We start from the raw sequence: 13,181 nt of genomic DNA on the forward strand, positions 1-13,181 counted from the left end.
AAGTTCGGCCTCGCGCGGGGAAGGAGCAGATCGGAGCATTCGCTCAGGGGCTCGCACGGGGAATCGCGTCGCTCGAGCACGAGATCGAGGACTTCACTGTGCTGACGTCCGGGAGTCACGTGGTTGTGGAGGGTGCGGAAAAGGGAACAACGACGTCAGGCGTGGACTTCCCTGACGGCGTTTACTCCTTCGGGCTGTTCTGTAATGTGTTCGAGTTCGAGGGTGAACTCATCAAGCGGCTCCACATCTATGTGGACCCTGACTTCGCCAACACGCATGCCGAAGGTGTGGCCTGGGGCAAGTCGGTGCGGGACGGCATCGCCAGTCTGTAGTCACAGGTCAACAGGGCATGTGCGGGTTGGACATGGGTGCCGAAATGGGGGGTGAAGCGTCTTGCTTGCTGGAACAGTCGTCAGGACTTCAGCTGAGCGAAGACGCGTTCGCTCTGGAGCTCTCAGCCGGGCGCTCCGCGGCCAGGTCGTCGGTTACGGCCTGGGGGGTGCGGGCGCCCAGGAGACCAGGACATCCAAGGTCTCGTTGACGTGCCGCCAGGCGGCCCAGGGTGTCCCGAAACCGGCTCCGCGCTGCGAGAACATCTTGTTCCTGTGCAGACCGGCGAGAGCAAGCAACGCCTGGTCGAAGCAACTGGCCTTGCACCAGCGGGTGTGGCGTGAGGGAAAGGGCGGGGCCAGGGCACGGCAGAGTGGTCCGACCCCGCCCATTCTCTCACGCCACGAGCTCCACCTGCACTGCCGTCAATGGCCCTGTGCTTCGCGGAACAGCCGACGCACGAGCCGGTTGTCGTACAGTCCCCGGTAGGAGTGAATCAGCCCGTCCTGGCCGACTTCCAACCGGTCGTCTCCATGGAACTCGATGGCTCGGTCACCACCCTTCGGGGTTCCTTTGAAACGCCATGCAACCACGATCGCATCACGCTCCGCCTCTACGTACAGCCCGATGCGCGTAAAAGAGGATGAGCCCTGCGGGAAATTCCGAGCCATGCTCAGTACATGCTGACGGACGTGCTCGCGGCCACGCCGCGTGTCCCCCAGCGCAGGTTCGTCATAGAGCAGGTCGTCTGCACACAGTGCTGCTACCGCATCACCGTCCAAATCATTCCAAGCCTTCTCCCATTGGTCACAGATAATTTCGAAGCGTGCCGAACGAGCAGTGCTTGCAGAAATTTTGGTCACATCCCTAATTGCTGGTGGGTGAGGCGGCCGGGGTCCGCTCACGATGATGAGGTGTCGGGAGATGCTGCGGCAGTCCGTCAACGAACCCGTTAAGGCGACTGTGAGTCCGGTTTCGGGCCAGTGCAAGTGGTGACAGCTGCCCGGTTGTTGGCCGCGCGGCTCACCTTGCCGCGTCTCCTGGGCAGGGGGTCAAGAGTTTCCTGTGAATGGGGGTGCCCGACGCCCGGAGTGGAACCCCGCTTCCGCCGTACCGCAGAGCGACGATTTCCGCGACGATGGACACAGCGGTCTCTTCGGGTGTGCGGGCGCCGAGATCCATGCCTATGGGTGAATGGAGCCTTGCCAGCTCGTCCTCGTCGAGCCCGGCTTCACGCAGTCTGCGCCGGCGGTCGGTGTGCGTACGCCGGGAGCCCATGGCGCCCACGTAGGCGACGGGAAGACGAAGGGCGAGTTGAAGGAGTGGTATGTCGAACTTGGCTTCATGCGTGAGGACGCAGAGCACAGTTCGTTCGTCCGTCTGCGTGCCCGCCAGGTAGCGCTGCGGCCAATCGGTGACGACTTCGTCGGCTGCGGGGAATCGGGCGGTCGTGGAGAAGACGGAACGGGCATCGCACACCGTCACGTGATAGCCGAGGAGTTTCCCCGCTGGAATCAGCGCGGCGGCGAAATCCGTGGCGCCAAAGACAATCATTCGAGGCGCCGGGACACGCACCTCCACCAGCAAGGTGAGCGATGCGCCGCTGTACGGGCTCCCGACGACCACCGTGGCTGTCCGTCCTGTCGTCAAAGCGGTGCACGCTGCTGCCACAGCGGATGCCTGCAGGTCCGGATGATCACCGAGACCGCCTTGATGGGACCCGTCGGGCAGGACCAGCAGTCCACGGCCCCTCAGTTCCTCCGGGCCATCTGCCACCCGTACTGCCGCGGCTGCCTTGCCCGAGACAGCAACAGCCAGGACGGACGCGAGAAAGGTCCGGAAAACATCCGTCCTTCGTACCGAAGTAACCAGCACATCGATGCTGCCGCCGCAGGTCAGTCCAACCGAGAAGGCGTCCTCGTCGCTGTATCCGAAATGCTCCAGCACGGTGGCACCGTCGAGCAGGGCTTGTTGGCACAGGTCGTAGACAGCGCCCTCCACGCAACCGCCCGAGACCGATCCGACGGCAGTTCCGTCGGAAGCCACAGCCAGGGCGGCGCCCGGTGCACGGGGGCACTGCCACTGACAGCGGTAACTGTTGCTATGGCGAAGTCGCGGTCCTCGCTGAGCCAACGGGACAACTCCTCGGCGATGTCCAGCATTCAAATCTCCAGTCGGCCTTGAACACGCCCGGGTCATGCTGATGGTGCGCTGCAGGGACAGCAGGGCCGGCCATGTCCAGAGGAGCGTCGCGCACGATTCAACTGCCAGGAGTGCGGCAGGGGCACAGTAGAGGCTGTCGGGCGCGGAGTGCGCGCGAGGGGCCTGGGGGTGGGGCGCGACGGCAGGGATGGCCTGCCGCCAGGCGTACGGGACGGAAGGGCCCGGAGTCGCATCGTTCCGGGGCTGCTGAGCCGTCGGCCTGCGCGGGAGACCTCAAGTTCGCATGCGCCTGTTTTGGTGGGTGCCATCTGCGGACATGCGGGTACAGGGGGTTGGTAGCTGTGGGTGGCAACGGGTGAAGCGGTGAGCTGCCGACATGCTGGGAGCTCGTCTTCTCCAGACGCAGGCTCGGATCGGATCGCTGTCCTCCGGGACTCCGCGAACGCAGTGGGCAGGGCGTCGGCGGACACGCCCCTTCTACGCCACGGTGTTGAACCGGTGCTGGTAGGCCCGCGGTGAGATTCCCAGACGACTGATGAAAGTACGCCGCAGGGTTTCCATGCTTCCGAAGCCCGACATGAAGGCAGCGTTGGTGACTGATTCGCCGTTGTCGAGAAGCGAGCGGGCGCTGTCGAACCGCACTTGCTCGACGAACTTGGCGGGTGTCGTCTGCACTTCTTCCTGGAAGAGGCGACAGAGGTGGCGAGGGCTGACGGCAGCGCGCCGGGCGAGGTCTGCCAGGGTGTACTGCGCAGTGGGGTCCGCAAGGATCTCCTCGGTGAGCTTGCGGACCAGGGGGTTGCGGGGGATGAGCTTTCCTGTACTGGCGACATCGTTGTCCGGCGGTTGATAGACCAGGAGATCCCGAGCGACCACGCTGTGTACCTTGTTGCCCTGGTCTTCTCTGAGGAGGTGCAGGGTCAGTGCGATCCCGGCGCTTTCCCCGGCTGAGGTGATGAGGTTGCCGTCCGTGACGAGCTCGCTGTCATGGACGACTTCGGCCTGTGGGTAGCGGTCCTGCAGTCGTTGGGTGTGGTTCCAGTGAGTGGTGACCTTCCGGCCGTCGAGGAGGCCGGCGGCTCCCAGGACGAAGGCGCCCGTGCAGAGGCTTGCCACGCGTCTTGCGCGTCCTGCCAGATGGCGTGCCGCGGAGATGTGCTCGAAGGTGAGGGCGCGGGTGGGCATGCTGCAGCCTCCCGCGATGATTACGGTGTCGAGCGGCCCTTCGTCGTGGGCGTCGGAGTCGACGTGCAGAGAGAGGCCACTGCCCGTCTTTATGTTTTTGCCGTCGGGAGAGCAGATGACGAGTTCATAATTGCTGCTCGCGTGCCGTGACTCGGCGAAGACTTCCGAGGGCGCGGCAATATCCAGCATGGATACACCGTCGACCACAAGCAGGGCAATTCTACGTGTTCCGGCCATGTCCGGTACCGATCCGTTCATGGAGTGATCGTAGGAAACGACTGGATGATGTGTCAATTGTTTAGAGGTATCTCTAATCATTTACCCGCTGTTCACACCCGTCGGCGGATCTCTCGTCCAAAGGTAGAGAAACCCTGCCCCATGCTCGCCTGACCAGGGCTTCTGGGAGACCAGGGAGGTCACTGGTCGAGTCCCTGGGACCCACGGGACCGCGGGTGGCGCGGGCCCCGCAGAGGACAGGAGACGCGAGGCGTGCCCAGGGCGACGCGGGTGGCATCTGGGCTCGCACAAACGTATCGTCCCACCCTCCGCGGCGGCTGATCTTCGACACAGGATCGGTACTGGCGCGGCGGGGTGGGGAAGCAGCACGTTTGAAGTCGCCGGCAACCCGCCTGAAGCGAGGCGCAACGTTGCGTGAGGAACGCCTTCCGCGCAGGCCGGGCTCGGCAAAGCTGGTTCCCCCGTCCGGTCCTGTCGTCTCCGAGACTTCCGTGACGGTAAGGAGCAAGCGGTGGCGATTGTTCTTCGGCGGGTCGGCCGCAGCAGGTGGCCGTCCTGAACGTCCTGCCCCGTAGGGGACGTGTCCTTCTGAGGGCTGGGCAGCAACGTCCGGCGGAGGGACGTATTCACCCGCCCCAACCACCAGGATCTTAGGTATGAACGAACATCTTCTTGAGATACGTAACCTTGGCAAGGTCATGCCTGCAGCAACGAACCAGGCACCGGTCCCAGTACTGCGAGGTATCTCACTCGACGTCGCACGCGGCGAGTTCGTCGCCATCGTCGGACCGAGCGGCTCAGGGAAATCCACTCTGTTGTACTGCATGTCGGGATTGGAGCCTCCCACCGAGGGAACGGTTCGCATGCTCGGGAAGGATCTGGCTGCTCTTGACCGCAGAGCGCAGGCTCGGCTGCGACGTGACCATGTGGGTTTCATCTTCCAGTCCTACAACCTCATTCCCTCGCTCACCGCAGCGGAGAACGTGGCTCTGCCCGCCCGGCTGGCCCGTCGCAAGACCGACCGCGCACGAGTCGACTCTGCGCTGTCGGCCGTAGGCATGAGCGGGCAGGCCCGGCAGAAGCCGGGAACACTCTCGGGCGGGCAGTAGCAACGGGTGGCCATCGCCCGAGTCCTGGCGATGAGCCCGGACATCGTGTTCGCCGACGAGCCGACCGGAGCCTTGGACACAGAGGCAGGGAGGCAGGTCCTGGCTCTCCTGCGGGACACCGCGGCCCAGAACCGCTCGGTGGTGATGGTGACGCACGACCTGCAGGCAGCCGCCCGCGCCGACCGGGTCCTCGTCCTGCGAGACGGCGCCGTCCACCGTGAATTGCTGCCCGAGCGCCGAGGAAGTCTTCGATGCGGTGACGGGCAGCGGAAGTCAGGTGGCCTGACGTGATTCGTCTGGTTCTCGGCTACCTCATCGACAATCTGCGCATCTGGCTCGGCGCCGCACTGTCCGCTGCCGTGACCGCCGTCGTGGGCGCGATTGCCGCCAGCGACATCCAGACGGCCACGGAGATCGGTGGCACCGCCGGCCTCGCCCTGTACGGGATCAGCGGCACCGTCATCCTCCTCAGCGCCCTGACGTCCGTAGTTGTGCTCGGCTCGATCACCAACCTGGCAGTTGCCCTGCATCAGCGCTCATACGCCCTCTGGCAGCTGGTCGGGCTCGGCCCGCATCAGGTCCGCACGGTGGTCCAGGCCCAGCTCGCCCACATGGCCCTGATCGGAGGTGCCGCAGGATGCGCAGTGGCCGTGCCGCTACTGCGCCTACTGCTTCGCCGATGTGCCGCACCTGCGGGACGTGACGCCGGCATTCGGTCCGCTTGCCGCCGGCGCAGTGATGGCGTGCGTACTGGGGATGGTGCTTCTCGGGGGTTCACGCGGTGCCCGCCGTGCTTCCCGGACACCAGCTGTCCAGGCGCTGCACGAACCTGAGGCAGCCACCAAGAGCATGAGCACGACGCGGTGGCTCACCGGCGCGGCCCTGCTTCTCATCCTGATCAGCATCGTCATGAGCCTGCCGGGGGCGAATCCGGAGAAGGCGGCGACGTCACTGATGCTGAACGGGCCCCTCGCGGCTGGTCTTCTGTCCGCTCTCAGCCCGGTCTTCATGGTGGCGCTCCTGCGCACGTGGACTGCGGTCATGCCGGTGTCCCTGCCCGGTTGATGGCTCGTGCTGCTGCTGTCTCTGACCGGTGCCACGGTCACGCTGTTCATGGCCGGCCGCCAGCGGGACCGCGAGGTCGCCCTGCTGATGGTGAGCGGCGGGACAACGGCCACGGTCGTGGCCGCAGCCGCGTCCGGGGCCGTCATCTATGTGACCACGGCCGTCCTGCTCGCCGTTCCCACCGTGCCTGCCACCGGTCTCATCGGTGCCTGGGCGCTCGATATGCCACCCGCGTTCGGTCTCGGCGCCGTGGGAATAGTCGTCGGTGCAGGTCTCGTCCTGATCACGGCCGCTGCTGTCGTGCCGGCGATGCTGGCCCTGCGCCAGAACACCGTGCGTGCACTCGCCTCCGAGCGAGACCTCGGGAACCGTCTTCAGGCCCGTCGCTGTCCGAATCCTCAACGCGCGAGCGATCTGTCGGTACGGGCAAGCAGGAGGCCCCGTATCCGGACGAGGGCAATGGATCCGCGTAACGAGTTACGCCTGCGTGACGCTCTCGGCCAGTGTGTGCAAAGTCCGGCCGAGTACATGGCGTTCACGCTGACGGCGAAGCGCACGGCGGGCGAAGCTGCTGCTGCGTCCTTCGCCCCCTCAAGCGTCGGGTGAGGGACGGCAGGCTGCCCCCCGCTTCATGACGCCCTGCTGCAGGGCGCCTGGCGGCACACGAAAGCGGCAGTACCCGTCCGTCTGGCCGGGTACTGCCGCAAGGGGCTCGTCAGTCGCCGACGGGTTCGTGGACCTCAGCGAAGTCCGCTACGTGGTCCCGCGCGAAGTCGGTGATGGTACGGGGCGGGTTGCCGGTCACCTTCTCCACGGTGTCGGTGATGCCGGCGCCGTAGCCCTGACGCAGGATGCCGTCGTAGAGCGTGGCCATGTCCTCCGCGTACTCGGGGGTGTTGCCGTCAGCCATGTAGCGACGAAGAAACTCCTCCCGGGTGGTGTCGAGGTGGCTGAGAGGCTGACCCAGGACCTCTCCCACCCGAGCGAGGGCCTGGCCGACGGTGAGCGCTTCCGGGCCGGTCAGTACCAGGTCGCGGTTCTCCGTGGAGACGTCCATGAGTTCGGCCGCGGCGACATCAGCGATGTCACGGGAGCTGATCATCGACATGGAGCCCTCGCCCGTCGGCAGAGGGAGACTGCCCGAGGAGTCGATCCAGGGAATGTACTGCAGCAGATTCTCCATGAAGAACGAAGGGCGCAGCACCGTATGCGTGAGCCCACTGGCCGTCAGTTCCTGCTCCGCCGCATGGTGGACACGGGCCAGAGCCAGCGGGGCATCAGGTGAGGCGCCGCCGACGCTGAGCTTGACCAGGCGTCCTACTCCCGCTGCGGAGGCTGCCCGGATCACGAACAGTTCCTGGTCGAGCTGGTCGGGCACATTGGCCGCCACCAGGAACACCGCGTCGATGCCTTCCATCAGCGGAGCAACGGCCGCTTCGTTCGCCAGATCAGCTACCACGACCTCCACGCCCGGCAGTTCCCGGCCACGTAGGGTAGTGGCACTCTGTTGACGACGCACGACGCCCCGAGCCGGCACTCCCTGCTCGGCGAGCCTGCGCACCACCAGACTGCCGACAGTGCCTGATGCCCCGGTGACGAGTACCTTCATGTCATCTCCTCCTTGTGTCTGTGACAGCCAGGGCACAACGTGATGTCACCAGCTGTGGCTGCCGTGTGAAAAATCCGTCGGCTGAATGCCGACAGGGAGCACAGCGCTCCGACCCGCCGGGCCGTTCCGCGGAACAGGTCATGCGGGGTCATGAAGGTCGGGCCGCCCCTCTGCGAGCACCCGGTGTCCCGCGTGCGGACGTCCGACCAGGGGTCACGTGCTCATCGCAGGCTCTGATGGAGACTCATGCTGGCAGGGGAAGCGTTCCGCAGGTCCTCCAGGCGCAGCGGCAGGTCCCGGAAACGCCGACCCGTGGCATGGTGCACGGCATTGGCGACAGCGGCTGCGGCACCGACGACGCCGATCTCGCCAATCCCCTTGCCACCCACCGGGCTGAGCTCGTCGTCTGTCTCGGGCAGCATGACTACGTCGATGTCGCCGATGTCGGCGTGCGTCGGGAAGTGATAGCCGGCCAGGTCGGACTGGACGAAGTCCCCGAAGGTCTCGTCGATGTCCGCCGCTTCCATCAGGGTGCCACCGATGCCCATGATCATGCCTCCGATCAGTTGGGACCGGGCGGTGCGCGGGTTGATGATGCGCCCGGCCGCGAAGACGCCGAGCATCCTTTCCACCCGTATCTGGCCCGTGACGGCATCGACTTTGACCTCGGCGAATTGAGCTCCGTAGGCGTTGCGGCTGACGTCCCGCATGGCGCTCACCTCCTCGGTGGTGTCAACGTCCACCGTTGTTCCCAGCGGTGCGCCGTCGCGGAGCCGGTCTCTGAGGACGCGGCCGGCTTTGTCGACCGCCCATCCCCAGGAAGCGGTGCCCAGGGAGGCTCCGGCGAATGCGGCCGCGCTGTAGGAGGCACGGCCGAGGTCCAGGCGTACACGCGCGACGGGCACTTCGAGTGCGTCCGCAGCGATCTGAGCAAGCACCGTTCGCGACCCTGTGCCGATGTCCACCGCCCCGATCGCTACGGTGAAGGTGCCGTCGGTCTCGGCGGTGGCGGAGGCGCGGCTCGGTACGGTGAAGACGGGATAGCGGGACGCCGCCACGCCCGTGCCGACAAGCCACCGACCGTGACGTCGGGTTCCCGGACGCCTGTCGCGGCTGACCCAGCCGAACTGCTCTGCTCCCGTTTGCAGGCACGCGACCAGGTTGCGGCTGCTGAACGGCTTGCCGTCGGAAGGATCGACCTCAGGCTCGTTGCGGATCCGCAGCTCGATGGGGTCCAGGTCCAGACGGTGGGCGAGTTCGTCCATGGCGCATTCGAGGCCGAACATGCCCGGCGTCTCTCCGGGCCCGCGCATCCAGCCTGCTGAGGGAACGTCGAGGCGCACCGCAGTGGCGGTGGTGCGCGCGTGTTCGGCGGCGTACATCATGCGTGCGGAGCTCGCCGTCTGGTCGACGTAGTCGGACAGTGCCGAGGTCATGTGCTGGGCTTCGTGCACGATGGCGCTCAGCTTGCCCTGGCCGTCTGCGCCGAGCCTGATGCGCTGGGCCGTCGGTGACCGGTAGGTGGCGTGCGCGGTCATCAACCGGCGATTCCACGCAACCTTGACGGGCCGGCCGACCAGCTTCGCGGCGAGAACAGCCAGCACCGCAGGTGGCCGGGGAGCTGCCTTGGCGCCGAATCCTCCGCCGACGTAGTCGCAGACCACTTCGACGTCGTCGGCGTCCATGGCCAGCAGGGCGGCGAACGCCTGGCTGGTGTTGGAGGGCCCCTGCTCGGAGCTGTAGAGCGTCAGCCGCCCTTCCGTCCAACTGGCGAGAGTCGAATGCGGTTCCATCGGGTGGGGGAGCTGGGCCGGTGTGCTGTAGGCGACGTCGACGACGACCTCGGCGGCTTCCAGAGCGGCATCCGCATCACCGCGGTTGACGTTTCCCGGACCCAGGTCGCCGAGCACGGACGGCACATAGGCACGCGGATCCCGGGCCCGGAAGACGACGTCGTGTGCCTGTTCCTCGCAGTGGACGACCAATTTCTCCGCACCTTCGCGGGCCGCCTCGGCCGAGCTCGCGATGACTGCGGCGACGATCTGCCCACGGTAGGCGATCTTCTTCGACTGGAGCACGAACAGCTCCGGTACGGATGCCTGCTGCACAGGGCCGAGGTCGATGTTCGTCTCGAGCCGTGCAGCGTTGTCCGCGTGCAGGACGGCAACGACTCCCGGCGTAGCCATGGCGGAGTCCATGTCGATGTCCACGACGCGTCCCTTGGCGACGGTCGAGGTCACCGGCCACGCGTACAGCACACCCTCGACGCGGTGCTCGTAGGCGTACGTGGCTGTGCCGGTGACCTTGGCCCGTGCGTCCTGACGTTCGAGCGGCGTGCCAACCGAAGTCATCGTGTCACCTTCCGGTCCTCTGCGGGATGAGCGAGATCTGTGAGCAGGGCGGTCGTCACGTCCTTGACCAGGTCCACCTTGAACTCGTTCTGCGGCAGCGGTGTGGCATGGCGCAGTTCGGCCCGCAGGGTCCGCTCGAAGAGTTCCGGAGAGGGCCGGCGGCCGCGGAGCTCGGCTTCGGCGAGGTACGCGCGCCATGGCCGCGGGGCCACTCCGCCCCAGGCGATGCGGACCTGCTCGATCCGTCCATGGGCGTCCAGCACGACTACTGCGGCCACGCTGATGACCGCGAAGGCGTAGGACCAGCGGTCGCGTACCTTGCGGTAGCGCGATGTGGCACCTGCGGGAAGGGCGGGGAAGGCCACCTGAGTGAGGAGTTCGCCGTGCTCCAGGACGGTCTCACGGTGGGGGGTCGTGCCAGGGGCCACGTAGAAGTCCTGCAGCTTCACCGTGCGCTCCCCGGCAGCACTGCGCAGGCTCACGGTGGCGTCCAGGACCGACAGCGCAACAGCCATGTCGGAGGGCTGGGTCGCAATGCAGGAGGTGGATACGCCGAGGATACCGAGGTCGCGGTGCGCACCTGTGCGGGCTGGGCAGCCCGAGCCCGGGGCCCGTTTGTTGCAGGGCTTGCTCACATCCTGGAAGTACGTGCAGCGGGTCTTCTGCAGCAGGTTCCCGGCCGTGCTCGCGCTGTTGCGCAGCTGCCCGGATGCACCCGCGAGGATGCTTTCGGACAGCACGGGGAAGTCGGTGCGGATGACGGGGTCGGCGGCGACGGTGGCGTTCGTCGCCAGTGCGCCGATGACGGTGTGGCCGTCGCGGTGCGTCAGGTGGTCCAGCGGAAGGTGGGAGATGTCGACCAGGGCCCGCGGGCGGCTGACTCCGAGCTTCATCAGGTCAACGAGGTTGGTACCGCCGGCGAGGTAGGCCGTCCCGGGGTGGTTGGCGATCGCGGAGATGGCGTCGTCGATGCTGTCGGCACGCTGGTAGGCGAAGGGCTTCATCGGTTGCTCCCCGATGCCACCTGGGTGATGGCGGCAACGATTCCGTGGTAGGCGCCGCACCGGCAGAGATTACCGCTCATACGTTCACGGATCTCTTCCGCACCGAGCTCGGATGCCGACTTCACACCTGCGGTCACATCGGGGGTGACGTGACTCGGCCATCCTGCGTCCGCTTCCGCCAGTGCGCCCAGGGCGGAGCAGATCTGTCCTGGCGTGCAGTAGCCGCACTGCATGGCGTCGTTGGCGACGAACGCTTCCTGCAGTGGGTGCAGGCCGTCGCCCTCGGTGAGATCAGCGACTCCTTCGATGGTGACGACTGTGGCACCCTCAGCGGCCACCGCCAGCTTCAGGCAGCTGTTGGCCCGTCGGCCGTTCAGCAGCACCGTGCACGCGCCGCACTGACCGTGGTCGCATCCCTTCTTCGTCCCGGTGAGACCGAGACGATCCCGCAGGAGATCGAGGAGGGTGACACGGTGATCCACCAGCACCTTCTCTTCGGTGCCGTTGATCCGCAGGGTGACTTCGCTTGTGTGGTCTGTCTTCATTGGCCTCTCGTTTTCACATCCGGGTGCCCTTACGCCGACTACACGTCCGGGCGCGACACTGCCCATCCCTGGGTGTGATGACGCAGTCGTGTGGCCGCGATCAGAACGGCTATGACCGCAGGGACGGCGAAGAGGGTGTAGTCGGTCGGCAATCCGAAACGGTCGACGAACATGCCTCCGACGAAGGAGCCCGTCGCCAGGGACAGTTGACTGACGGTAACGAACAGTGCGAGCCCGGCCTCTGCCGTGGTCCCGCGCATCATGTAGGTCTGCAGGGAGATGGGGATGGCTCCGAAGCTGATGCCCCACAGGAACAGTGCAACGGCGGCCGCGGGCTGGGAGTGCCACTGCCCGAGGACGAGGACCGACGCCGCCAGCACCGCCGCTGCGGTGCCCAGCGTGGCGGGAATACTGTGGTCGAGCGTGGCTCCGGCCGCGAAGTTGCCGATGAACCCCGCGACACCGTAGAGCAGCAGGAGTCCGCCGACGGTCGTCGTGGAAAATCCGGCCTGCTCCGTCAGGAATGACGAGACAAAGGTATAGGCCCCGAAGTGGGCGAAGAAGAGCAGTGCAGACAGCAGCAACCCGACCCGGGCCTTCGGACTCCGCAGCAGCCCGAAGACATCCCCGATGTGCAGGGCGCCCGCAGCGGGCATCTTCGGCAGGACACGCAGTTGAACCAGCAGGACCGAGACGCTCAGTACGCTCGTGGCGGCCAAAGCCGATCGCCAATCCCAGTACTGGGCAACGAGGTTGCCCAGCGGCAGGCTCACCACCGTGCCGGCGGAGATACCGGCCATCACCAATGAGGTGGCTCGCGTCACTTGGGCCGGCGCTACCAGCCGACGGCCCACGCCGACTCCCATTGTCCAGAAGGCGCCGATCGCGCCGCCCAGCACCAGACGGGCGACCATGAGAGTGCCGAAATTGGGGGCGAGGGCCGCGATCACGTCCGACAGGGCGATGATCGCTGTCAGACCCCACAGGACAACACGCCGGTCGAGCTGCCCGAAGGCCAGCGTGAGAACGGGTGCGGCCACAGCGGCGAGAAGACCGGGCAGGACGAGGGTCAGGCCCGCTGTGCCGGCCGAGACATCGAACTGCTCCATGACGTCGGGCAGGACAGCGACCATGACGAATTGAGAGAGGACGAGCGCGAAGGACGCGGCAGCCACCGAGCCCACGGCGATCCACCTGCCGCGCCCGTCCCCGGCCGCAGGGGCCAGCGGGGTGGCCTCGTGCGAACCACGGCAGGCAGGCAGGGTGCTTCTGGCATGCTGGACGACCAATGGGTGGCGGCCATCTTCCGCCGGAGGGCCGGCAGGTGGCGGTTCGGGCTTTTGCTGGGACACCGATGGGCTCCTCGTCAGGAAGATTTCGCCGCAGGCGGCGAGCGCGGCGGACAGGTACAGCTGCTTCGGGACGGCGCTTGCGCTGCCCGGTCCGGCATCGACTTTCGGCGATGCCCTGGAGGGACTGTCCGCGGCGATCCCGCACAGGCCACAGCTGCGGGCCGGACAGGTCTCATCGAGAAGTGTTGTCGGACGGGGCCGGGGCGGCGCATGCGGCTGACGAGACGGTCC

14 protein-coding genes and 1 pseudogene are annotated in these 13,181 nt (G+C 66.5%); 6 read left to right on the top strand and 9 right to left on the bottom strand.

The annotated features are described in order from the left end of the window. The first annotated feature begins 98 nt into the window (after nt 1-98). Complete coding sequence (locus tag Sfulv_RS28400; RefSeq protein ID WP_218578075.1) at nt 99-332, top strand: nuclear transport factor 2-like protein; 234 nt, start codon at nt 99-101, stop codon at nt 330-332. 153 nt (nt 333-485) lie between these two features. On the opposite strand, the gene Sfulv_RS28405 is transcribed toward Sfulv_RS28400, so the two are convergent. The 4 genes and pseudogenes from Sfulv_RS28405 to Sfulv_RS28420 form a co-directional block, all read right to left on the bottom strand. Then, a complete protein-coding gene (locus Sfulv_RS28405) occupies nt 486-722 on the bottom strand; it encodes a helix-turn-helix domain-containing protein (protein ID WP_173317269.1) in 237 nt (78 codons plus the stop codon). A 33-nt stretch (nt 723-755) separates the two neighbouring features. Continuing rightward, complete coding sequence (locus Sfulv_RS28410) at nt 756-1,193, bottom strand: nuclear transport factor 2 family protein (protein WP_173317270.1); 438 nt, start codon at nt 1,191-1,193, stop codon at nt 756-758. Between the two features lie 160 nt (nt 1,194-1,353). Further along, nucleotides 1,354-2,492: pseudogene (locus Sfulv_RS28415) on the bottom strand (XdhC family protein). A gap of 478 nt (nt 2,493-2,970) precedes the next feature. Further along, nucleotides 2,971-3,936 (bottom strand): GlxA family transcriptional regulator, encoded by a 966-nt coding sequence (locus tag Sfulv_RS28420; RefSeq protein WP_218578076.1) that lies wholly within the window; start codon nt 3,934-3,936, stop codon nt 2,971-2,973. Between the two features lie 635 nt (nt 3,937-4,571). Here Sfulv_RS28420 and Sfulv_RS30945 point away from each other — a divergent pair. Genes Sfulv_RS30945 through Sfulv_RS28440 form a run of 5 tightly spaced genes read left to right on the top strand, consistent with a single transcriptional unit; the run spans nt 4,572 to nt 6,695 of the window. Further along, nucleotides 4,572-5,024 (top strand): ABC transporter ATP-binding protein, encoded by a 453-nt coding sequence (locus tag Sfulv_RS30945; RefSeq protein ID WP_246353270.1) that lies wholly within the window; start codon nt 4,572-4,574, stop codon nt 5,022-5,024. 6 nt (nt 5,025-5,030) lie between these two features. Further along, nucleotides 5,031-5,315: an ATP-binding cassette domain-containing protein gene (locus Sfulv_RS30950; RefSeq protein WP_246353272.1), complete on the top strand. Its 285-nt coding sequence runs from the start codon at nt 5,031-5,033 to the stop codon at nt 5,313-5,315. Then, nucleotides 5,312-5,857, top strand: coding sequence for an FtsX-like permease family protein (locus tag Sfulv_RS28430; RefSeq protein ID WP_173317271.1), 546 nt, complete (start codon nt 5,312-5,314; stop codon nt 5,855-5,857). The genes Sfulv_RS30950 and Sfulv_RS28430 overlap by 4 nt, the downstream gene beginning before the upstream one ends. Nucleotides 5,858-5,873: 16 nt before the next feature. After that, nucleotides 5,874-6,089 carry a hypothetical protein gene (locus Sfulv_RS28435; protein ID WP_173317272.1) on the top strand — a complete coding sequence of 72 codons (216 nt, stop codon included), beginning with the start codon at nt 5,874-5,876 and terminating at the stop codon, nt 6,087-6,089. A gap of 6 nt (nt 6,090-6,095) precedes the next feature. Beyond that, complete coding sequence (locus Sfulv_RS28440) at nt 6,096-6,695, top strand: hypothetical protein (RefSeq protein ID WP_173317273.1); 600 nt, start codon at nt 6,096-6,098, stop codon at nt 6,693-6,695. 109 nt (nt 6,696-6,804) lie between these two features. Here Sfulv_RS28440 and Sfulv_RS28445 read toward each other — a convergent pair whose 3' ends face one another. The 5 genes from Sfulv_RS28445 to Sfulv_RS28465 all read right to left on the bottom strand — a co-directional run bounded on the left by Sfulv_RS28445 (nt 6,805) and on the right by Sfulv_RS28465 (nt 12,950). Then, nucleotides 6,805-7,698: an SDR family oxidoreductase gene (locus Sfulv_RS28445; protein ID WP_173317274.1), complete on the bottom strand. Its 894-nt coding sequence runs from the start codon at nt 7,696-7,698 to the stop codon at nt 6,805-6,807. A gap of 221 nt (nt 7,699-7,919) precedes the next feature. Next, nucleotides 7,920-10,049 (bottom strand): xanthine dehydrogenase family protein molybdopterin-binding subunit, encoded by a 2,130-nt coding sequence (locus Sfulv_RS28450; RefSeq protein WP_173317275.1) that lies wholly within the window; start codon nt 10,047-10,049, stop codon nt 7,920-7,922. Beyond that, nucleotides 10,046-11,053, bottom strand: coding sequence for an FAD binding domain-containing protein (locus Sfulv_RS28455; RefSeq protein ID WP_173317276.1), 1,008 nt, complete (start codon nt 11,051-11,053; stop codon nt 10,046-10,048). The genes Sfulv_RS28450 and Sfulv_RS28455 overlap by 4 nt, the downstream gene beginning before the upstream one ends. Further along, nucleotides 11,050-11,598, bottom strand: a complete 549-nt coding sequence (locus Sfulv_RS28460) for a 2Fe-2S iron-sulfur cluster-binding protein (RefSeq protein ID WP_218578077.1) — start codon at nt 11,596-11,598, stop codon at nt 11,050-11,052. The genes Sfulv_RS28455 and Sfulv_RS28460 overlap by 4 nt, the downstream gene beginning before the upstream one ends. A gap of 38 nt (nt 11,599-11,636) precedes the next feature. Further along, on the bottom strand, nt 11,637-12,950 hold the full coding sequence (locus tag Sfulv_RS28465; RefSeq protein WP_173317278.1) for an MFS transporter: 1,314 nt from the start codon (nt 12,948-12,950) through the stop codon (nt 11,637-11,639). Between the last annotated feature and the right edge of the window lie 231 nt (nt 12,951-13,181).

Source organism: Streptomyces fulvorobeus, from assembly GCF_013167895.1.
Taxonomy (GTDB): Bacteria; Actinomycetota; Actinomycetes; order Streptomycetales; family Streptomycetaceae; genus Streptomyces; species Streptomyces fulvorobeus.